General features: G+C 65.8%; 19 protein-coding genes and 1 CRISPR repeat array (1 of these 20 running past the window's edge). Of the genes, 10 read left to right on the top strand and 9 right to left on the bottom strand.

The features are described 5' to 3' along the window. Nucleotides 1–53: 53 nt before the first annotated feature. On the top strand, nucleotides 54–950 hold the full coding sequence (locus MF610_RS04670; RefSeq protein WP_242193192.1) for a LysR family transcriptional regulator: 897 nt from the start codon (nucleotides 54–56) through the stop codon (nucleotides 948–950). Here MF610_RS04670 and MF610_RS04665 read toward each other — a convergent pair. Both MF610_RS04665 and MF610_RS04660 read right to left on the bottom strand, forming a co-directional pair. After that, on the bottom strand, nucleotides 947–1,777 hold the full coding sequence (locus MF610_RS04665; protein WP_242193605.1) for an aldo/keto reductase: 831 nt from the start codon (nucleotides 1,775–1,777) through the stop codon (nucleotides 947–949). The genes MF610_RS04670 and MF610_RS04665 overlap by 4 nt on opposite strands. Before the next feature lie 108 nt (nucleotides 1,778–1,885). Then, a complete protein-coding gene (locus MF610_RS04660) occupies nucleotides 1,886–2,167 on the bottom strand; it encodes a DUF427 domain-containing protein (protein WP_242193603.1) in 282 nt (93 codons plus the stop codon). A gap of 204 nt (nucleotides 2,168–2,371) precedes the next feature. Between MF610_RS04660 and MF610_RS04655 the strand changes: the two genes are divergently transcribed. Beyond that, nucleotides 2,372–2,569, top strand: coding sequence for a hypothetical protein (locus MF610_RS04655; RefSeq protein WP_242193190.1), 198 nt, complete (start codon nucleotides 2,372–2,374; stop codon nucleotides 2,567–2,569). Between the two features lie 5 nt (nucleotides 2,570–2,574). Then, nucleotides 2,575–3,225, top strand: coding sequence for a UPF0149 family protein (locus MF610_RS04650; RefSeq protein ID WP_242193188.1), 651 nt, complete (start codon nucleotides 2,575–2,577; stop codon nucleotides 3,223–3,225). Nucleotides 3,226–3,342: 117 nt separating this feature from the next. Here MF610_RS04650 and MF610_RS04645 read toward each other — a convergent pair whose 3' ends face one another. Together MF610_RS04645 and MF610_RS04640 are read right to left on the bottom strand one after the other, a co-directional pair. Further along, nucleotides 3,343–3,741, bottom strand: coding sequence for a VOC family protein (locus tag MF610_RS04645; RefSeq protein WP_242193186.1), 399 nt, complete (start codon nucleotides 3,739–3,741; stop codon nucleotides 3,343–3,345). Between the two features lie 63 nt (nucleotides 3,742–3,804). Then, complete coding sequence (locus MF610_RS04640) at nucleotides 3,805–4,521, bottom strand: glutathione S-transferase family protein (protein ID WP_242193184.1); 717 nt, start codon at nucleotides 4,519–4,521, stop codon at nucleotides 3,805–3,807. A gap of 130 nt (nucleotides 4,522–4,651) precedes the next feature. On the opposite strand from MF610_RS04640, the gene MF610_RS04635 reads away from it, so the two are divergent. The 4 genes from MF610_RS04635 to MF610_RS04620 all read left to right on the top strand — a co-directional run bounded on the left by MF610_RS04635 (nucleotide 4,652) and on the right by MF610_RS04620 (nucleotide 7,082). Beyond that, a complete protein-coding gene (locus MF610_RS04635) occupies nucleotides 4,652–5,191 on the top strand; it encodes a TetR/AcrR family transcriptional regulator (protein WP_242193182.1) in 540 nt (179 codons plus the stop codon). A 201-nt stretch (nucleotides 5,192–5,392) separates the two neighbouring features. Next, complete coding sequence (locus MF610_RS04630; protein WP_242193179.1) at nucleotides 5,393–6,010, top strand: glutathione S-transferase family protein; 618 nt, start codon at nucleotides 5,393–5,395, stop codon at nucleotides 6,008–6,010. A 390-nt stretch (nucleotides 6,011–6,400) separates the two neighbouring features. Further along, nucleotides 6,401–6,721 (top strand): hypothetical protein, encoded by a 321-nt coding sequence (locus MF610_RS04625; protein ID WP_242193177.1) that lies wholly within the window; start codon nucleotides 6,401–6,403, stop codon nucleotides 6,719–6,721. Between the two features lie 139 nt (nucleotides 6,722–6,860). After that, a complete protein-coding gene (locus MF610_RS04620; protein ID WP_242193176.1) occupies nucleotides 6,861–7,082 on the top strand; it encodes a hypothetical protein in 222 nt (73 codons plus the stop codon). Between the two features lie 26 nt (nucleotides 7,083–7,108). Here MF610_RS04620 and rtcR read toward each other — a convergent pair whose 3' ends face one another. After that, nucleotides 7,109–8,701: an RNA repair transcriptional activator RtcR gene (gene rtcR / locus MF610_RS04615; RefSeq protein WP_242193175.1), complete on the bottom strand. Its 1,593-nt coding sequence runs from the start codon at nucleotides 8,699–8,701 to the stop codon at nucleotides 7,109–7,111. 256 nt (nucleotides 8,702–8,957) lie between these two features. Here rtcR and MF610_RS04610 point away from each other — a divergent pair, with 256 nt between their 5' ends. The 3 genes from MF610_RS04610 (at nucleotide 8,958) to MF610_RS04600 (ending at nucleotide 13,466) form a co-directional block, all read left to right on the top strand. Continuing rightward, nucleotides 8,958–10,184, top strand: a complete 1,227-nt coding sequence (locus MF610_RS04610) for an RtcB family protein (RefSeq protein WP_242193173.1) — start codon at nucleotides 8,958–8,960, stop codon at nucleotides 10,182–10,184. A gap of 55 nt (nucleotides 10,185–10,239) precedes the next feature. Then, nucleotides 10,240–11,253, top strand: a complete 1,014-nt coding sequence (gene rtcA / locus MF610_RS04605; protein ID WP_242193171.1) for an RNA 3'-terminal phosphate cyclase — start codon at nucleotides 10,240–10,242, stop codon at nucleotides 11,251–11,253. Nucleotides 11,254–11,507: 254 nt separating this feature from the next. Further along, complete coding sequence (locus MF610_RS04600; RefSeq protein WP_242193169.1) at nucleotides 11,508–13,466, top strand: AAA family ATPase; 1,959 nt, start codon at nucleotides 11,508–11,510, stop codon at nucleotides 13,464–13,466. 186 nt (nucleotides 13,467–13,652) lie between these two features. On the opposite strand, the gene MF610_RS04595 is transcribed toward MF610_RS04600, so the two are convergent. Genes MF610_RS04595 through MF610_RS04580 form a run of 4 tightly spaced genes read right to left on the bottom strand, consistent with a single transcriptional unit; the run spans nucleotide 13,653 to nucleotide 19,571 of the window. Further along, the gene (locus MF610_RS04595) at nucleotides 13,653–14,384 is read right to left on the bottom strand and encodes a GntR family transcriptional regulator (protein ID WP_242193168.1); all 732 of its coding nucleotides are present in this window, start codon (nucleotides 14,382–14,384) and stop codon (nucleotides 13,653–13,655) included. Next, a complete protein-coding gene (locus MF610_RS04590; RefSeq protein WP_242193166.1) occupies nucleotides 14,381–15,262 on the bottom strand; it encodes an N-acetylmuramic acid 6-phosphate etherase in 882 nt (293 codons plus the stop codon). Before MF610_RS04590 ends, MF610_RS04595 begins: the two co-directional genes overlap by 4 nt. Beyond that, a complete protein-coding gene (locus MF610_RS04585; RefSeq protein WP_242193164.1) occupies nucleotides 15,259–16,830 on the bottom strand; it encodes a sodium:solute symporter family transporter in 1,572 nt (523 codons plus the stop codon). The genes MF610_RS04590 and MF610_RS04585 overlap by 4 nt, the downstream gene beginning before the upstream one ends. 5 nt (nucleotides 16,831–16,835) lie before the next feature. Further along, on the bottom strand, nucleotides 16,836–19,571 hold the full coding sequence (locus MF610_RS04580; protein WP_242193162.1) for a TonB-dependent receptor plug domain-containing protein: 2,736 nt from the start codon (nucleotides 19,569–19,571) through the stop codon (nucleotides 16,836–16,838). Nucleotides 19,572–19,803: 232 nt separating this feature from the next. Next, a CRISPR array of direct repeats spans nucleotides 19,804–21,130; the repeat unit is 29 nt; unit sequence GGGTGGATCCCCGCGGGTGCGGGGGAGAC; it runs 4,192 nt beyond the window's last position.

Below are 21,130 nucleotides of genomic sequence, written 5' to 3'. Positions count from 1 at the left end.
GATCATAACGATAAGCCAGAGTGATCCGCACGGGCTGTACGGAAAACCGAACGATGAAGGCTGACCTTGCCGATCTCAATGCGTTCCTTGCGGTCGCGCAAGCGCGGGGGTTCCGTGACGCTGCGCGCACCGTCGGGTCGAGCGCCTCGACGCTCAGCGAAGCCGTGCGGCGGTTGGAGGCGCGGCTGGGCGTCCGGCTGCTCCACCGCACCACGCGCAGCGTCGTACCGACCGAGGCGGGGACCCGACTGATCGAACGTCTGGCACCGGCGCTGGGCGAGGTGGAGGCGGCGCTCGACGTCGTGAACCTGTTTCGCGACCGGCCGGCGGGGACGCTCAAGCTCAACGTGCCGGTCAGCGCGGCGCGGCTGGTGCTGCCGGCGATCCTGCCCGGCTTTCTCGCCGCCTATCCGGACATTCAGGTCGAGATCGTCGCCGAGGACGGTTTCGTCGACATGGTGGCATCGGGCTGCGATGCCGGCATCCGCTATGACGAGCGGCTGGAGCAGGACATGATCGCGGTGCCGATCGGCCCGCGCGTCCAGCGCTTTGCGACGGCGGCGGCACCGGCCTATCTCGATGCGCGCGGGCGGCCGGACCATCCGCGTGACCTGCTCGACCATGCCTGTTTGCGCGGTCGGTTCAGCAGTGGTGCGCTCACCAGCCCGTGGGAGTTCGAGCGCGATGGCGAGATCGTACGGATCGAGCCGCAAGGGCCGTTGATCGCCGGTGTCGCCGGCGCAGTGGACCTGCTGGTCAATGTGGCGGTGGCGGGCGGAGGGATCATCCACCTGTTCGAGGATTGGCTCGCGCCGACGTTGGGGAGCGGTGCGCTCGAACCGGTGCTGCCCGACTGGTGGCAGTCGTTCTCCGGCCCGTTCCTCTATTATTCCGGCCGCCGCCTCGTACCGCCGCCGCTGCGCGCGTTCCTCGACTTCCTCCGCGGTTAGAGCATCGCGAGCGGCTCGGGGCCGCGTGGCGGCGGGAACAGGACGTCGAGGCGTCGTAGCTCGGCCTCGGATAGTGTGAGGTCCAACGCCGCCCGGTTGGCCAGCGCATGGGCGATGGACCCGGCCTTGGGGATGGGGAGAATACCGTCCCGCGTCAGCAACCAAGCGAGAGCGAGCTGCGCGGGCGTGGCGTTGCGCTCGACGGCCATTTGGGCAAGGCCGGGATGGGCCACCAGGCGGCCTTGCTCGACCGGGCTGTAGGCCATGACCGGCATGCGATGCTGTGCGAGCCAGGGGATCAGATCATATTCGGGGCCGCGCCGGGTAAGATTGTAGAGGATCTGGTCGGTCTGGCATCCTTCGCCGCCACCGGCGACCAGTTCCTCCATATCGTCGGTGTCGAGATTGCTGACGCCCCAGCGCAAAATCTTGCCCGCCGCGACCAGCCGCTCCATCGCCTCGACCGTCTCGGCCAGCGGAACATTGCCGCGCCAGTGCAGCAGGTACAAGTCGAGCCGGTCGGTACCCAGCCGGTCGAGGCTTGCTTCGCAAGCTCGCGGCAATCGGTCGCCCGAGGCGTTCTGGGGATAGGCCTTGCTGACGAGGAACACCTCGTCGCGCACGCCCACGATCGCCTCGCCGACCAGGCGTTCGGACTCGCCATCGGCATACATCTCGGCAGTGTCGATCAGGGTCAGGCCGAGCGACAGTCCCTCGCGCAGCGCGGCGATCTCGTCTGACCGACGGGCGGGATCTTCCGCCATCATCCAGGTGCCTTGGCCAAGCGCGGGAACGGTCGTCCCGTCCGGAAAGCGGATCGTTTTCATGTGGCGGTCAACGTTCAACCCGGCGCATCAGGCCAACGTCCGGTTGGTGACGGCCAATGCCGACACGGAGGACCATGTCGCCGGACGCAAGATGCGGCGCATCTCGGGTCAGCTAACCGTGACCCCCTTCCAAAAGGCGATGCGTCCGCGGATGTTTTCGGCTTCGGGCTTGGGATCGGGATAATACCACGCGGCGTCGGGATTGTCGGCACCCGCGACGTCCAGACTGTAATAATGCGCCGTTCCCTTCCACGGGCAGATGGTCGTCGTGCTGCTTGGTCGCAGGAACGCGGCGTCCACACTCTGCACGGGGAAATAATGGTTGCCCTCGACGATCACCGTATCGTCGCTATGGGCGATCCGTACACCGTTCCATCGTGCTTCCACCATCATACGTCTCCTGACGCGGATGGACGTCGGCATTCTATCTACCTTCTTCAAGGTCAGGTCTGGGTCATTCGACGCGCGGGGGTTGATGAGCGCTACCGCATCGGTTCGCCGTGGCGGACGGAACTGTCGACCGATCTTGCCTCCAACGCGCTTGCCAGGAGATCGGGCGATGCCAAATGCGATCGATCCTGTTACCGGACGGTGATGCTCAAGACCCGCATGAAGCGCCTCGCCACCAGGACGGAACTCGACCTTCAGCGCCTTGCCGCCATCGAGGCGGCGGTGGCGGGCTTGAGCGATGAGGATCTGCTAGACTTCGCCGACATCTTTATCGGGGGTGATCCGACGCCGCTGCATGCCATGGCGGAGGAACAGATGCGCAAACGCGGTATCAGCCTGTGAGGAAAATGCCGTCTCGCTTCCGGCGGCTCGATGGCGCGCTGGCGGAACTTCCGGTCGAAGAGCCGATGCTGCTCACCGAACTCGACGGTTTCCTTACCGGGCTTATTGTCTGTCCCGAACCGATCCCCGTCGATGAATGGATGACGGTCATATGGGGCGTCGAGGCCGAGAGCGTCCCACCCTTCGAGGAGCCGCTCGACGTGCAATGGTTCGTCAAGGCGGTCGCGGCGCGGCGTGACGAGATCGCGCGCGACTTGTCCCGTGGCAGGTTGCAGCCGATCCTCGACGTCGACGAGCGCGATGGCGAGGTTCTGTGGGAATATTGGGTAGACGGCTTTTCCGACGCGATCGCGTTGCGGCCAGACGCATGGGGCGGGGCGGCCGCCGCTGCCGAATGGACCGATCCATGGCACCGACTTCTGGCGCTGATCGCGATCGCGCGAGGCGAAAGCGATCTCGACAGCGTCGAGGTCAACGCCTTTCAGGATCGTGCGGTGGCCGAGCTGACGGATACGGTCCAGCGCCTCTACGCGGCCCGTGCGCACGCTGGCGAGATGAAGCCGATAGCCGTGGATGCGATTGCGACGGCAAAGATCGGCCGCAACGATCCATGTCCTTGCGGATCGGGCAAGAAGCATAAGCATTGCTGCGCCTGACCCGACCCGTGGACCCGGCAGGCGGTCTCTTCTGATCCTCGCCGCACAGATGGCCAAGCGCTGCCCGTCCGCGACAGGGACGGGCAACACGGTCAGGCCATTATACGATGCGCCCGATTATTTAGGGAAATGGATTCCGCAAAGCTTGTTGCCGTCGGGGTCACGAAAATAGGCGAGTTCGATCGTACCCATCGACGCGGTCTGACGCGGGCCGGGCGGGGCTTCGATCGAGGTGCCGCCATTGGCAACCGCCATATCATGAAGTTGCTTCACCTGCTCGGGAGAGTTGCAGGAAAAGGCGACAGTGCTGCCGTTCGCAACGGTCGCCGGTTCGTCGTTGATAGGCTGGCTGACGATGAAGTTGGTTCCGTTGCCGTTATTGTAGATGAGCCGGACATGGCCGCTGTCGGCGATATTCCGCGCGGGTTCGCCGACGCCGAGCGTCCCCAGCACCTCGTCGTAGAAACGCTTCGACCGCTCGATGTCGTTCGATCCAATCATCGTGTGAAACAGCACTATATTCTCTCCTGCTCAGGGTCTTTTCAAACGGACATGAACCGCGTCCGTCGTCTGCAGTCGCTACGGACGGTTATCCAGTTCCGGCACGCCGCTGCTCCGATCGGCATAGGCGGCGAGGAAGGTCGGGCGGCGCTGCCACCGCTGCCAGAACGCATCGATATGTTCATAGCGTTCGTCGAGCGGCATCGCATTCACCTCGAACTTGGAGAAAGCGATCGCGGTCGCCAGCGTGATGTCCGCAAAGGTCGGCTCCGCACCACCGAGCAGCCAGTCGCGGCCATCGGTCAGATGCCGATCGACCAGCGCGGTGTGCGCCAGCGCTTCCTTGCGACAATGCTCGCCCCATGCCGGGTTCGAGGTCAGTTCGAGCTTGGGGCCAAGTCCCTGGTGCAGGACATGGAACGCGGTGGTGATGCGGTAGAGGATATGCACCCAGATGCGGTTGTCCCACATGGCGTCGAGCCCTTGCTCTTCGGGCGTCTCGCCCATGATCCGGCGGCCCGGAAACGCCTGGTCGAGATAGCGCACGACCGCGGCGGTTTCGGAGATGAAGCTGCCGTCGCCCAGTTCGAGCGTCGGGGTTTCACCCCACGGGTTCATCTTGAGATGCTTCCACTGCCGCTGCTCACCGACCGGCGACATATTGTAGACCTGCTCGTCGAAGCGGTCGGCAATGCCCTTTTCGTGCAGGAAGATGCGCAGCCGCTGGGGATTGGGGAACGCCGACGGGGAGGTAAAGAGGCGGAATTTCGTGGGGAGCGGCGACTGGAATGTCATGAATGCACCTACCAAGTGATCGGTAGGCGCGTAAATGCGCGCTTGCGTGAACGGCGTCAAGGTCTATCTACCACTTGGTCGGGTTGGTGGACACGGGTGAGCAGTGGCGGTTTCAACATCCAGGGAGGCAGTGCTGGCTGTGGCACGGCGGATGGCGATGGCGCGGGGCTATAGCGGCCTCAACTTCCGCGATATTGCCGCCGAGGTCGGGATCAAGGCGCCCAGCATCCATCACCATTTCGCGACCAAGGCCGATCTCGGCGCCGCGGTGGCGCGGCGCTATTGGGAGGACACGGTCGGACAACTTGATGCGATCTCGGGAGAGGCGCCTGACGCGATCACAGCCCTGCGCCGCTACCCGGAGATTTTCCGGGCGTCGCTGTCGAACGACAACCGCATCTGCCTGTCGAGCTTTATGGCGGCGGAGTATGACGACCTTCCCGATCCGGTGAAGGCGGAAGTACAACGCTTCGCCGACGTCAACGTCGCCTGGTTGAGCAGGCTGCTGATCGACGCTAAGGTCGTCGAACCGGGGGAAAGCGAAGTCAGGGCACGCACCATTTATGCAGCGGTCGCAGGCGCACAACTTTTCGCGAGGGGCCGATCGGACATCGCGCTCTTCGATGCGATGATCGCCAGCTACCGCGCGGTCGGGCTCTTACCGGCTTAACGGCTGATGGGAATTGCTGACCAGTAACGGATAACATCCGCCACAAGGCGTATCAGGTCGCGCGCAAACGCATCCAGACGGCACTTCATCGCTTGCTGCCGAAGTCCGAAGCCGTAACACCGAACGAAATCGCGCATAGTATCGACTAAGCCGGCTTGTAGGCTGATCCGTCATGTTTCTGCGCCGAAATGGGGAAGTGACATGAAATTGTACGGAGTGCCGGCCTGGGGTTCGGCAATCGTCGAGACGATGCTGGCACTGGTCGGCGAGGCCTATGACTTCGTCGATGTCGAAGGCTTCGACCATCCGGGCGCGGCGCAGGACAGGCTGGCAGCGGTCAATCCGCTGCGGCAGGTTCCGACGCTGGTGCTGGACGATGGAGACGTGCTGACCGAAACCGCCGCGATCGCGCTGTGGCTGGCGGACCGACACGCGCGGCTGGCCCCTCCGCCGGGATCGGCCGAACATCGCCGGTTCCTGCGCCTGCTGATCTGGATCGTGGCGAACGTCTATCCGACCTTCACCTACGGCGATTACCCCGAGCGCTGGGCGCCTTCGGCACAGCACGAACTGACCGATACGACCAACGCTCATCGCGAGCGCCTTTATCGCTGGCTCGAGGCGCAGGTCGTCGGCCCCTATGTATTGGGCGAGCAGGCGTCCGCGCTGGATTGCTACGCCGCGGTGATGATCGACTGGGGTCCGGGCCGCGAGTGGTTCGCCGAGAACACACCGAGATTGTTTGCTGCCGCCGAGTTGATGCGGCGCGATCCCAAGTTGGCGGCCGTGATGGCGCGCAACGAGCTGACCATCAATTAATGATCGATCTTCGTCGCTGCGCCGCGCCATCTGATCATCGCATGCGCCTACAAGTACCGACCAAATGACGATTGCGCGTTGTGCCGATGCATTGGAGCAATGCGGTGTGCAGGCGGTCCCTGCATGTCAATCAAATCAAGCGCTTAGCAGGTGTATTGGTTGGTGGGACCCTTGTCGCCCCAACCAGCTTTCAAAAACCTAGACATTACAGAAACTTGCCTCGTGCTCTCGTAGGCTTGCGGGGCAGTTTTGCCTGGCAGTCTTCAGGTGCCACAGTCCTTGATCCGCCGCCTGCAAATTCCTGCCATCCGACGATAGCTGAGCAGGGTGATGCGGGGGCGGGAACCTGGGTTTGTGCCTGTGCTGCTTTGCTGTGCTAAAGGCCCCGCCATGTCGAAATCCCACACGAACGCCGGAACCGTCACTGTCGATGGCGTCGCCTATGATTGGCACCTGCACAGCGAACCTCATCAGTCGGATGCCGAGGGATGGAAGGGCATGACGATTGCGATCCTCCAGCAGGACGCCAAGCGCGAAGCCCTGCTCGAATTTCCGCCGCCCAAGCGGCTGCTGAAGGGCTTGCCGCGCGGTCGGCTCCAGCTGGACGACGCGACGATCACGCGGTGTGTGCGCTCGGCGATTTCCGCGGGTTGGGAGTCGATGTCTCGCGGTAGGCCGGTGGTGGTCATGGTCGACGCCGAGGGCAATTGAGCCGCGCGGTGGATACCGGTCAAGACCGACAGCGTGGCAAGGGATTTGCCTTGTCAGCGGCTTTGGCGCGGGCCTACCTCGTCTTCAGATGAAAACATCACCAGTTTCTGACGAATATGCGCGCGGACGACGTGATGGGTTGCGCCTCGCGCTGTCGATCCTTGAGGCGGAGGAGGCCAAGTGGGAAGCAAGGCTGGGCGAGAGCCCGTCCTGGCGGACGAATGCTATGCGGGTCATCCGTCACAAGGCGTATCAGGTCGCGCACAAACGCGTGCAGACGGCGCTGCATCGGTTGCTGCCTAAGTCGGAAGCAGCGTTGCCGAGCGAAATCGCGCAACGGATCGATCAAGCCGGCTTGTAAGCCATGACGCGCCGACTACCACGACGTCAGCGGTCGTCGACCATGTCCGCCCAGTTCAGGTCGAACCGCGCCAAATACTTGCGCAAGCGATCTGCGTCGTTCGTCGACGTGCGTTGGCGGCGTGAGGCGGCGAACAGCGTGCGGCCGGCGTCGGACAGCGAACGGCTGGCCCGACATGTCGCCACGACGTGCGCGAGCTGCACGCGGTCGAACGGATCAAGTTCGTCCAGTTGCTCGGGCGACATCAGTCCGGTGAGCAGGTCGGGTGCATCTGATCCGTCGGTCCATAGCCGTTTAAGTCGTGCGATTTCCCCCATGACGCAGTCGACGTTGATCCGGCCGGACGGGCTGAAGGTCGCCATTCGCGTGACGCTGGCGGCAAGATCGCGGAAGTTGCCCGGCCAGCGGGCCTCGGCACCGGTCGCGAAGCCGAGATAGCGGTCGCGCGCTTCCTTGTTGAACGTGATGCGGTCCCCTTCGCGTTCCGCGTAACGATCGAGTTCATAGTCCAGATTGGGCGCGATATCCTCGCGGCGCCCGGCGAGCCCCGGCAGGGTGAAGGTCCAGAGATTCAGCCGCGCATAGAGGTCGTCGCGGAACGTGCCCGCCGCGACGCAGGCGGCAAGGTCACGATTGGTGCCTGCGATAAGCTGGAAGTCGCTCTCGACTTCCCGGTCGGCGCCGACTGGCAGGAAGCGCTTGTCCTCGATCGCACGCAGGATCATCGCCTGCTCGTCGAGGCCCAGTTCGCCGATCTCGTCGAGAAACAGCACGCCGGTATCGGCAGTGCGCAACAGGCCGGCACGGTCGGCGGCGGCACCGGTGAAGGCGCCCTTGCGGTGACCGAACAGCGCCGACATCGCGCTGTCGCCCTTCAGTGTCGCGCAGTTTACCTCGACCAGCGGGCCCTTCACCTGCCGCTTGATCCGTTTCAATTCGTAGATGCGCCGGGCCAACTGGCTCTTGCCGGCGCCCGTCGGACCCATGAGAAGCAACGGTGCGCGGCTGCGGACCGCTACCTGCTCGATCTCGTCGATCATCGTGTTGAACGCGGCGTTGCGCGTGTCGATGCCCGATTTGAGGAAACTGGTGCTCTCGGCGCTATCGGCGGCAAAGCGCGTGGCGATGCTGTCGTAGCGCGACAGGTCTAGGTCGATGACGTTCCAATTTCCGGCCGCACCACCAGATCCACGGGCTGGCTGCGTCTGGAGCAGCCGACCCGGCAGATAATGCGCTTCGGTCAGCAGGAAGAGGCAGATCTGCGCGACGTGCGTGCCGGTGGTAATGTGGACGAGATAGTCCTCGGCGTCCGGATCGAAGGGATAGGCCCGCGCGAAATCGAGCAGCTTTCCATAGACTTCCTCGAAATCCCACGCGTCGGTGAAGTCCATCACCTGCAACTCGACCTGTGTTTCCGGCGATACCGAGGCGATGTCGGTTTCGACGAACGCGGCAAGGCGCGCATGCTGCGTCCCGTGGATCAGGACGAGCCGGTCGACCCGCAAATCTTCGTGCATGGTCAGGGCGACCGTGGGCCGCCACCGGTTCCAGCGTTGCGTGTCGAACCTGCCCGCATCAAGGGTCGAACCGAGAAAACCAAGGGCAACGACGGGTTTCATTGCGATACCATAGGATAAAGTGCGATCCATGTCGATCGTCTGCAGCGGGCGACACTGCTGCCTGCTGGCGGTACGCCAGCAAGAAAAGAGCATAACTAACAATAGGATAGAGGTAATTCTCGTTGGATCGGCACCGTTTGGCACGCTCTTCGCAAAGAAAGCTGCGTCGGGTCACATGATATCGAACGATCCGACACGCGGCAGAGGCGGCCGGAATAGGCCGGCCGCCTCAAAGGTAAGTCCGAGGAGTTAGACGATGACAGCCACCGCTTACGAATACACCGACGTACCGGGCGGTGTGCCCATCAAGGCGTGGACGCGGGGCGTGCCGGTCGAGGATGGTGCGCGGGCGCAACTGGCACGCGCGGCGCAGATGCCCTTCATCTTCAAGCACGTCGCCGCCATGCCCGACGTCCATATCGGTATCGGCGCGACCGTGGGGTCGGTGATCCCTACCAAGGGCGCGGTCATTCCCGCCGCGGTCGGGGTCGATATCGGTTGCGGCATGATGGCGGCGCGCACTTCGTTGATGGCGAGCGACCTGCCCGACACCCTCGACGGTGTCCGTTCGGCGATCGAGCAGGCGGTGCCCCACGGCCGCAGCGTTGGCCGCGGCAAGCGCGACAACGGCAGCTGGGGTTCACCCCCGCCCGCGATCGTCGCGGCGTGGTCGACGCTCGTCCAGCGGTTCGACCGGTTGTGCGAAAAGCATCCGCGGCTCAAGAACACGAACAATCTCGTGCATCTGGGGACATTGGGCACCGGCAATCACTTCATCGAGCTATGCCTCGACGAAGAGGCGCGGGTATGGGTGATGCTGCATTCGGGTTCGCGGGGCGTCGGCAACGCGATCGGCACCTTCTTCATCGAACTCGCCAAGCAGGACATGCGCAAATGGCACCTGAACCTGCCCGACGAGGATCTGGCGTATTTCCCCGAAGGGACCGATCACTTCGATGAGTATGTCGAGGCGGTCGGCTGGGCGCAGGATTATGCGGCGCTCAACCGGCGGATGATGATGACCAACGTCATCGCCGCATTGCGCAGCGTGATCGCCAAGCCGTTCGAGGCGGAGCTGGAGGCGGTGAACTGCCATCACAACTACGTCACGCGCGAGAACCACTTCGGCGAGAATGTGCTGGTGACCCGCAAGGGTGCGGTGCGCGCGGCGAAAGGGGTGATGGGGATCATCCCCGGATCGATGGGCGCCAAATCGTTCATCGTGCGGGGGCTGGGCAACCCGGAATCGTTCGACAGCTGCTCGCATGGCGCTGGCCGGGTGATGAGCCGCACCGCCGCCAAGAAGCTGGTGACGCTCGATGAGCACATCGCCGATACGGCGGGGGTCGAATGCCGCAAGGACGAAGGCGTGATCGACGAGACGCCCAAGGCGTATAAGCCGATCGAAGCCGTGATGGCCGCCCAAGCCGATCTGGTCGAGATCGTCCATACGTTGAAGCAGGTGGTGTGCGTCAAAGGGTGAAGCGGAGCGCGAAGGCGGCCGTGGACGACGCACACCACGGGTCAGAGTGAATATCATGATCGAGATTGATGGAGCGGAAGGCGAAGGCGGGGGGCAGGTCGTGCGCAATGCGTGCGCGCTGTCGCTCGTCACCGGGGAGCCCGTCCGCATCACGAACGTCCGTGCCAAGCGGTCGAAGCCGGGGCTGATGCGCCAGCACGTTACCGCCATCGAGGCGGCCTGTGCGATTGGGGGTGCGAGCTGCGAGGGACTGGTTGTCGGGTCATCCGACCTGACCTTCCGTCCCGGTCGGGTGGCAGCGGGCGACTATCGCTTCTCCGTCGGCACGGCGGGCTCGACAGGCCTTGTCCTCCAGACGGTGCTGCTGCCGCTGCTGCTCGCCGATGGGCCCTTGCGGCTGGTGTTGGAGGGCGGCACCCACAACATGCTGGCCCCGCCGTTCGAATTCATCGAGCGGTGCTTCCTGCCGATCGTCCGGCGGATGGGCGGGCAGGTCGAAGCGCGGCTGATCCGCCACGGTTTCTATCCGCGCGGCGGGGGGCGGATCGAGGTGGACATCATCCCCGGCCCGCTTCAGCCGATCGAATGCCTGACACGGGGCGGGGCGCTGGCCTTCTCGGCGTGCGCCTTGTACGCCGGGCTGCCCATATCGATCGCCGAGCGGGAGATCGCGGTCGTCCGCAAGGCGTTCGACTGGTCGGACCGCGAATGCTTCATGCGGCAATTGTCGACGGATCAGGGGCCGGGCAACATCCTGCTGCTTGAGGCGCGGTTCGAGCATGTCACGGAGATCGTCAGCGGCTTTGCACAACTGGGTACGACGGCGGAGCGGGTCGCGAAGACCGCGGTCGGGCGGATGCGAGGCTATCTGGGCTGCGACGCCTTTGCCGGGCCGTATCTGGCCGACCAGTTGCTGTTGCCGATGGCCCTGGCGGGCGGAGGCGTGTTCACCACGGTCAAGCCGAGCGAACATGCCCGTACGGCGGCAACGGTGATCGAGCGTTTTACCGGGCGGCGAACCCGGTTCGAACAGCGCGCCGGGAGCTCCCATGCCGTGACGATCGCCTGATGGATTGCGAGCGTAACGACTTTCTGCTATCCGCCCCGCAGCCCGCATGAACCGGCGGGCCACACGGAGACATGCCTTGTTCGACCTTGCCGCCCATCGCGGTGCACGGGTTGGCGGTCTCCGGCCTTTCGCGTAGACGTCCCACGACGTTGGCGGCGGGCGGGCATCCGCCCCCGCCGCACCTCACCCATTCGACAGGAATGACGTCGACGCGCGCCTTTGCGCCGTCGGCCTGAGAGACTCGTGGATACGATATGGACGAACTGGATATCGTCCGGGGCCTGATGCTCCGGACGGCGGGCGCGTTGCCCGCCACGGCACCGCTCGCCAAAGCGCTGCTGGAATGGACGCAGCCGCACGGGCCGTGGCTGCTGCCCGCGGTGGAAGGCGAATGGAACTGGGAAACCCTGCTGGCAGGTCTTGCCGCCCCGCGTGGTGCGCCGGTACGGGCGGAGGCGCTAGAACTCGCGGATACGCTGGCCCGGTTGCTGGTGTTGTCGCCGGTCGATGCGGCGTTGCTGCGCCTGATGGTCGCGTGCGACCGCCTGCCCCGCATCGGTACTTTGGTGCGCTTGCTCAGCCGTCACGGGCAGGATCTGCCACAACTGCTCGGCGAGATGGCCGGGGCCGCGACGCAGGATGCCGAACGTGCGGCGCGGCAGGGTGCCGTCACGCGGCTCGGCCTCGCGTGCTTCACCGCCACGCGCGAGGGCGAGGTGGACGTGGAGGTTCGCTGGACGTTGCAGCGCCTGCTCGATCGGGCGCCGACCAGCGACGAGGCGATGCTCGACACGCTGATCGGTCGGCGACAGACCGCGACGCTCGATCTCGACGCCTTCGCGCATGTCGAGCCGATCGACTTTCTCGTCCGCCTGCTGCGCGGTGCGCTGGGTGCGCGGGCGGAAGGGATCAATATCCTGATCTACGGCCCGCCCGGAACCGGCAAGACCGAACTGGCGCGCACGTTGGCGGCCGCCACGGGATCGGTGCTGCACGGCGTGGGTGAGGCGGACGAGGATGGCGAGGAGCCGCGCCGGTGGGAGCGTGTCGCCGCGCTCGCGCTGGCGCAACGCCTGCTCGGCGGGCGCGGACCTGCGGTGCTGCTGTTCGACGAAATGGAGGATCTGATCGGCGATGCCAGTCCGTCGTCGGGCGGCGACTGGTTCAGCCGGCGCGAGGGCAGCAAGGTCTTCGTCAACCGGCTGCTGGAGGCGAACCCGGTGCCGGTGATCTGGACGACCAACGCGATCGGCAATGTCGACGCGGCGATCCTGCGGCGGATGAGCTTCGTGCTGCGGCTCGACCTGCCGTCGCGCGCGGCGGCGGCGGCGATGCTCGACCGGATGGCACAGGAGGAACGGGTGACGCCCGGCCCCGGCTTCGCCACGCTGCTCGACGCCGCGCCGGAAGCGGCGACCGTCCTGCGGATGGCGACTCGTGCGGGCAAGCTCGCGGGCGAAGCGGATGGCGGGAGCGTCGCGGCCGAGGCGCTGGTAAGCGCGCTGCGCGGCGGCACCTTGCCGCCACCGGGCCCGGCGGCGTTCGATCTCGACCTGTTCGAGGCCGATCGACCGGTCGATCGCCTATTCGCGGCCATGGCGGCGGACGGCGCGAGTGATGTGTCGCTGGTGCTGACGGGGCCACCCGGCACCGGCAAGACGGCCTTCGCCCACCATCTCGCGCGTGCGCTCGACCGACCGTTGCTGGTGAAACGCGCGTCCGACCTGTTGTCGAAATGGGTCGGCGAGACCGAGGCGCAGATCGCCGCTGCGTTCGCCGAGGCCCGGCGGCGTGAGGCGGTTTTGCTGTTCGACGAGGCGGATTCGCTACTCTTCGACCGCAGCACGGCGCGGTCGAGCTGGGAGGTGGAGCAGGTCAACGAATTGCTGACGTGGCTCGACCTGCACCCGTTGCCGGTCGTCGCGGCGACGAACCACGAGGCCGGACTCGATCCCGCCACGCTGCGGCGGTTCGTCTTCAAGTTGCGGTTGAAACCGCTTGGGACCGAGCGTGCTGCCGCTGCATTTCGGCGCTTCTTCGGCAAGCCTGCGCCCGGCAGCCTTGCCGATGTCGAAGGGCTCACCCCGGGCGACTTCGCAATGGTAGCCCGGCAGTTGCGCCACTGGCCTGCGGCGGATGCGCTGGAGCTGGTGGAACGGCTCCGGGCCGAAGTGGCCGTGAAGCCGTGCCAAGCGGTGCGACTCGGCTTTTGACCAGGCTGAAGGGATGTTCCCTGCGAGCGTGAGATCGTACGAGTCCCGCTGTGTAACCAGCGGACGATGGCATCGCCGGGCAAAAGAGCAGCAGCAGCGCGCTCGCCAATCCGGCCGCACCGCATCCCGCGATGGCGATGTTCAGACGCTGCATTGCCCCGGCCTTAGCCCGAAATGTCGAGCGGACTAGCCTTCGTTCAACTCGGTCACGAACTCATAGCGGTCGCCGCGATAGACCGAGCGGGTGAACTCGACGATCCGGCCGTTGGCGATGCGGGTGCTGCGTTCGATGCGCAGCACTTCGGACTGTTGTTCGATCGAAAGGATGCCGGCCTCGGTCGCGGTGGCGAGCGAGGCGCGCACCCGCTGGGTGCCGCCGACCGGGCGGAAGCCATGTGCCTCCAGCGCGGCGTACAGCGAGTCCTGCAGATGATCGAGATCGGGCATGAATTCGGCCGGCACCACCGCATGTTCGATCGCCAGCGGATCGCCATCCGACAGCCGTACCCGGCCGAGCCGCGCGACCCGCGTATCGGGCGCGACCTCCAGCGCGGCTGCCTCCTCTTCGGTCGGAAGGGCGTAGCTTTTGTAGATCCACACCACGCCCGCTGCGTCCCCGCGCGCGCGCGCGTCGTCGCTGAAGCTGGTCAGCCGCGCGCCGCGGGCTTCGATCCGGGGGGTGACGAAGGTGCCGGACCCCTGTTTGCGCACGACGATGCCTTCGTCGATCAGCTGCTGGATGCCCTTGCGGACCGTGACCCGCGACAGGCCGGCCATTTCGCTGATGTCGCGTTCGGACGGCAGCGCGCCGCCGGGGCCGATCGCGCCGCCGCTGATATGGTCGCGCAGGCTGCGCGCGAGTTGCAGGTAGAGCGGCGTATCCTCGTCGCTGCTCGGCCAGGCGATGGCGCGGGTCATGCCGATGCCGCGATCGCCGCGCCCAGCCGGCCATGATGGCAATCGAGCAGCGCGGCGGCATCGTCGGGGCTCAGACCGCGCGCGATCAGCACCGCGCGGCGAATGTCGTTACCGCCCTGCGTCAGCGCATCGGCGGCGGCGTGCGGCTCGATCCCCGTCAGCTCCTGTACCATCGCCCGCGCCCGGCGCAGCAGCTTGGCGTTCGACACGCGCATCGCCACCATTCGCCCGTCATGGACCAGCCCCAGCCGGATCATGACCGCGGTGGACAGCAGGTTCAGCGCCGCCTTTTGCGCGGTGCCCGCCTTCATCCGCGTCGATCCGGCGATGATCTCGCTGCCGGTCGCGGCGACGATCACATGCTCGGCGGCCTGGGTCAGCGGGGTGTCGGCATTGTTGGCGATGCCGATGGTCAGCGCGCCGGCGGTGCGGGCGGCGGCGATCGCGGCGACGGTGAAGGGGGTGCGGCCGCTCGCCGCCACGCCGATCATCACGTCGTTCGCGCCGACCCCGGCGGCGGCGACATCCTGTGCTGCGGCGTCGGCATCGTCCTCCGCCCCTTCGCGCGCGCGGGTCAGCGCGTCGGCGCCGCCCGCCATCAGGAACGCGGTGCGCTCGCTCGGCCAGCCGAACGTCGGGTGCAGTTCGGTGCCGTCCTGCACTGCCAGCCGCCCCGACGTGCCTGCGCCGACGAAGACCAGCCGTCCGCCCTGTTCCAGTCGGGCGGCGGCGGCATCGGCGGCATCGGCGATCGCGGCGATCTGGGTATAGAGCGCGGCGATGGCGGCCATCTGCCCCTCCAGCATAGCTTCGACCGCGGCATGGGTCGGCCAGCGTTCGACATCGCGAAACCGGGGATCGAGCGTTTCGGTGTTCATGGGCGAAGTCCGTCCGGTTGGCCGCGCCCGACTGTACCCGCCGGAGTGGCGCAGACGAGGAACGCGACGAAGGTGCCGATGCACAGTTGAAAGGGGAAGGCGAGGCCGGTCAGCGCCGCCGGCAACGCCAGCGCACGGGCGATGCCGGGCTGGAGCAGCACGATCACCGCGAACCCGGTGAGCAGCGCGGCGATCACCGATCCGGTCGTGCCGCGTGCGGTGAACAGCGCGGTGAAATAGACGCCGAGCAGCCCGGCATAGGTGAACACCATCACCTGCAACGCGAACTCCAGCAGACCCATGTCGCTGTGCCGCTGCCAATAATAGGACGCGACCGCCATCGCCAGCATGGCAAGGCCGATCACCCCCATGCCTGCGCGTCCGGCGCTCACGAAATGCGTCTCCGCCACGCTCCCACGCCGTTCGCGCCACGGGCGATAGAAATCCTGCACCAGCACCGACGACATGGCGTTCAGCGCCGAATTGGTCGTCGCGACCGCCGCCGCACAGATGCCGATCGTCACCAGCCCGCGCAAACCGCCGGGCAATTCGGTCAGGATATAGTGCATGAAGATGCTGATCTTCTCGCCCCCGAACGCCTGGCCCGCGGTCGCGGCGGCACCGCCCATCAGGTCGGGGCGGTTATAGAAGACGTGCAGTAACAATCCGATGACGATGAACAGTCCGACCGTCGGGATCGTCGCGAATACCGACAGATACAGGCCGCGCGCGCCGGTCTTCGCATCTTTGCACGCCAGCAGCCGCTGGGTCGTGTCCTGATCCATGCCGGCATTGGCGATGTAGAGCAGGGTGATGCCGGTCAGGATCGCCAGCAACGAGAAGGGGCGCGACAGGTCGATCGACAGGTCGAACAGTCGCAGCTTGTCGACCCCGCCGGGCGCATTGCGCAGCGCATCGACGATCGCTTCGTTCGACGCCGGAATCGACAGGCGCAGGAACACCAGCACCGCGATCGCCGAGCCGAGATACACAACGAACTGGACCAGGTCGTTCCACAGCACCGACTTCAACCCGCCGATGAAGGTGAACAACACGCTGGCGATGACCAGCAGCGCGGCGGCGATCAGGATGCCGGTCGCGTCGACCGATCCGGTGATGACCATCGCCAGCGCGATCGCCGCCAGATAGACGCGCGCGCCGCCGGCAAACACCCGCCCGACCAGGAACATGCCCCCGGCCCAGCGCGTCGCGCGGATGCCGAAGCGCATCGTCAGCAGCTCGTATGCCGTCGTCGCGCGGATCGCATAGAAGCGCGGGATCATCACATGCGCTACGAACATCGCACCCAGCAGCCCGCCGATATTGCCGGTCAGATAGGTCAGGTCGGCACCATAGCCGAAGTCCGGCCCGCCGAGGAACGTCGCCGCCGACTGCGTCGCCGACAGCACCGACACCGCCGCCAGCCATGCCGGCACATTACCGCCGGCAAGGAAATAGTCGTGCGCCGACGCGGTCTTGCGGGGGGTGAAAATCCACCCCCCGGCAATCAGCAGCAACAGATAGGCGGCGATGACCAGCCAGTCCGCCAGCGAGAAGGGCAGGTGCATCGCCCTTACATCTTCGCCGTCAGCGTGAACCCGATGGTGCGGCCGAGAATGTCATAGGTGTCGGGGAAGGTATTGAAGACGCCGCCGGCCGACACGCGCGGCGGACGGCGATCGAGCAAATTGTAGACGCCCGCGCTCATCGTAATTGCCGGGGTGAAATCGCGCGACGCCGACAGGTCGAACGTGTCCTGCGCGCCGATCGTCTCGGTCGATCCGGACGCGCTCGACTTTACCTTGCCGATCCGCTGCCAGTCGAACTGGATCACGCCATGGTCGAACAGCATTCCGATGCCGGCGGTGTGGCGGTAATCGGGCTGTACCAATGTCGTACCATCGCTGGAACAGGTAGCGCCGAACGTGCCCTTGCACTGGACCGCGTTCACCGTCGGGTTCGCCTGGATCAGGTACGACGTGACGATATTGCCCTGATAGCTGGCGCGCAGGCCGATACCGTCCATCCATTCGGGACGCAGCGTATAGCTGGCGGCGACGTCCAGCCCGCGCTGGAGCAGGCGGCCGAGGTTCTGGTTGTTGACGAACGCGTCCTTGAAGCTGCCATCGGCATTGCGCGTCACCAGATTGCACAGCGGATTGCCGGCGGTCGGATTGGTGATGTAGCAGCTGGTGATCGCCGCGATCGGCTGGATCACGCCCACGGCGCCGCGCAGGTCGAGTTCGTACCAGTCGACCGTCACGTTCATGCCCGGCAGGAAGGTCGGCGTCAGTACGCCGCCGATCGTCTTGGTAAAGCCGGTTTCCGGCTGGATATCGGGATTGCCGCCATAGAAGTAGTTGCCGGTCAGATAGCTGGCGGCAGTCGAATTGACCGACCCCTGTGCCGGTGCGCCCAGCCGGTCGCACTGCGCGGGGTTGCCGGTGCCGATCACGCACGGATCGCCGCCATAGCGCGGCCGCAGCCGGTCGACGGTCACCAGACTGCTGAAGGGCAGTGACGAGGTGCTGGCAGCGAACTCGCCGAAATTGGGGGTACGCAGCACGCGCTGGTACGTACCGCGCAGCCGCAGGTTACGGTCGACCGCCCAGTTCGCCTCGACCTTCCATGTGCCATGGGTGCCGAACAGGTCGTAATCCGACAGGCGATAGGCGCCGCCGACATCGAACTGGCGGATGAACGGCGTATTGTGGATCAACGGCACGCGCAGCTCGCCGTACAACTCCTTCACGTCGAACGATCCGGTATAGGCGGCCTGCACGCCCTGCCGGTAGGTGTTGCCGCTGATGAGCGCGCTGTCCTGCTGGATGCTCGCGGTTTCGCGGCGATATTCGACGCCCGCCGCGAAGCCGATCGGCCCGGCGGGCAGGGTGAACAGGTCGTCCAGCGTGCCGCTGACCGTCGCGGCGGTGACGAACTGGTCACGCTTGCGGTTGAAGCCGTTGATCGGGCTGCCCAAAGCAGCCGCGATACCGGGGCGGTCGGGACCGAAAATGTCGACCGTGTTGACGATCGAGGCGAAATTGTTGACCCCGCTGGCATTCGCCACCAGTCCGTCGCCACCGATCAGCGAATTTTCGATCGAACGGCCATATTGGGCATAGACGTTCCACTGCAGCGAACCCGTCAACGGCCCGCGTAAGCCGGACTGCAGCTGCAACGTGTCGCGCTCGGTGCGATAGGTGATCAGCCCTAGTTCGGCGAGCGAGCGGCTGACGTTCACCTGCGCCACGCCGTTGACAAAGGTCAGCTGGCTGCGGATCGCGTCGGTCAGGAACGGGTTGGTCGCATTGATGCCGACCGTGCGGCTGACGCTGGCCGGCTGCGCGCCGGGCGTGCCTGTCTCTTCGGTCCGGGCATTGGTGAACATCGCGCGACCATAGAGTTCGACCGCCGGGGCGATGTCGTATTTGTACAGCGCGGCCAGGTTGATTCGCTTCAATGGCGACACCAGCGGATAGCTGCCCGAGATGTTCGACGTCGCCGACGGACTGGTGGTGAACGTGCCGGCATCGGTGAAGCCGAACCGCCGCCCGCTCGCCACATCGGTGAACACGCCGCCGATGCTGGGAATGGTCTGGTTCGGCGTCGCCGCCCAGTCGCGCTGGCGCGCGAGGATACCGTCGCGCTGGGTATAGTCGGCGGCAAACACCAGATTGCCGCGATCCCCGACGCCCAGCCCCAGCATCACCGACCCGCCATATTGCGCGCCGCCGCGCAACGACAAGCGGCTGGCGGCGGTGCCGCGCACCCCTTCGAACTCGTCGTTCAGGATGAAGTTGACGACGCCCGCCACCGCATCGGCGCCGTACACGGCGGCAGCACCCCCGGTCAGCACATCGACCCGCTTGATCAGCGACGCGGGAATGGCGTTGACGTCGACCGAATTACGAAAGCTGAACGGTGCCGCGCGGGTGCCGTCGATCAGCACCAGCGAGCGACTCTGTCCGAAATTGCGCAGTTCCAGCACCTGCGCCCCAAACGCATCGCTCCCCTGCGAACCCTGCCGCACGCCGCCCGACAACTGCGGCAGCTTGGTGGAGAAATCCTCGATCGTCAGCGCCGACTGCAGGCGTATCTGCTGTTCGCCGGTCGACGCGACCGGGCTGCTGGATACGAGGCCGGGTGTCGGGATGCGCGTACCGGTAACGACGATCTCGCCTTCGGGTGGAGCGTCAGGTGTCGCCCGGGCCGGGGCATTGTCTTGTGCGATCGCGGCGGTGGGCATCTGCGAAAGGCCAATGGTGAGCGCGGCGAGGGCGATGGTGTGCCGGAACGACTGGGCCATGGATTTGCTCTCTCACTGTGGCGCTGGTGGGCTTTGCGGAGCGTAGCTTGTTGTCAATATAATACGACATGCATACCTATGACCGAAGCGGGGTGGCAAGGTATTATTTTGGTAATGGATTTAACGGAGGCATACAAACTATGGGGACAGCTCGACCTAGTTTAGGTGTCATACCGGTTCTATGATCGGTTTATCCATGTGATTCGCGATTGGGTCAGTTCGCAGGGGCAAGGGGTAAATTCCCGCGGATGCGGGGGAGACCCGTTAGGGAAGCCGCAAGCATCAGCGAAAACGGGTGGATCCCCGCGGGTGCGGGGGAGACGCGATACCTGCCGCCGTGTGACCTTGCGTCCGGGGTGGATCCCCGCGGGTGCGGGGGAGACTCGAAACCCGCAGCCGACGATCCAGACCCGTAGGGTGGATCCCCGCGGGTGCGGGGGAGACATCAACGAAGGTCGCCACGATCCACGCCCGCAGGGTGGATCCCCGCGGGTGCGGGGGAGACACGATGAGAAATTCCGGACGGATGCTGAGGAAGGGTGGATCCCCGCGGGTGCGGGGGAGACGGGGACTGTTCAGCCGCGCTCGCGCGCGACCTGGGTGGATCCCCGCGGGGGCGGGGGAGACCGGTCCGGTAGCCTTCACCATCCAACAGGAGGGGGTGGATCCCCGCGGGGGCGGGGGAGACACCTCGGTACCGATCGGCGCGCCCTTCGTCGCGGGTGGATCCCCGCGGGGGCGGGGGAGACCGGGTTCCTCGGCTTCATCGCCGGACCTTGGGGGGTGGATCCCCGCGGGGGCGGGGGAGACAGCGTCATATACCGCTTGTGATCCCCCGCGCCGGGTGGATCCCCGCGGGGGCGGGGGAGACCGCGCTGGCGGATCAAACGCGATACTAATACGGGGTGGATCCCCGCGGGGGCGGGGGAGACTGGGGTGGCCGATTGCGTCCAACCACTTGATCGGGTGGATCCCCGCGGGTGCGGGGGAGACTGGCACGCCCGGCAGGTCGACGCTGATCTTGTGGGTGGATCCCCGCGGGTGCGGGGGAGACTCGTCCAATTCGATATCAGCGGTGAGCGCCTGGGGTGGATCCCCGCGGGTGCGGGGGAGACGTCATCGCCGCCTTGATGGCCCCTTTCGCCGCGGGTGGATCCCCGCGGGTGCGGGGGAGACGCGCAGGACATCGTCGCGCTGTGCAACGCCAAGGGTGGATCCCCGCGGGTGCGGGGGAGACGCGCACCAGGCGCGCGATCGATCATCTTCTCGGGGTGGATCCCCGCGGGTGCGGGGGAGACCCGGAGAGTACCCGCGAAGGACCGGATTCGACGGGTGGATCCCCGCGGGTGCGGGGGAGACATCGGCGAGGGCCGGCAGGACGAAGCCGAGGCGGGTGGATCCCCGCGGGTGCGGGGGAGACGCGTCTATTCCGTTCTTGAGGAAATCGCGAAAGGGTGGATCCCCGCGGGTGCGGGGGAGACTGGTGGTTCTGCCACCACGGACGGACCAGCACGGGTGGATCCCCGCGGGTGCGGGGGAGACATACCTATAGCGTAGGC

The sequence above is a fragment of the Sphingomonas hankookensis genome (genome assembly GCF_022664465.1).
GTDB lineage: Bacteria > Pseudomonadota > Alphaproteobacteria > Sphingomonadales > Sphingomonadaceae > Sphingomonas > Sphingomonas hankookensis.
The sequence above is the reverse complement of the archived record's forward strand: the minus strand, read 5'-3'. Positions and strand labels throughout refer to the sequence as shown.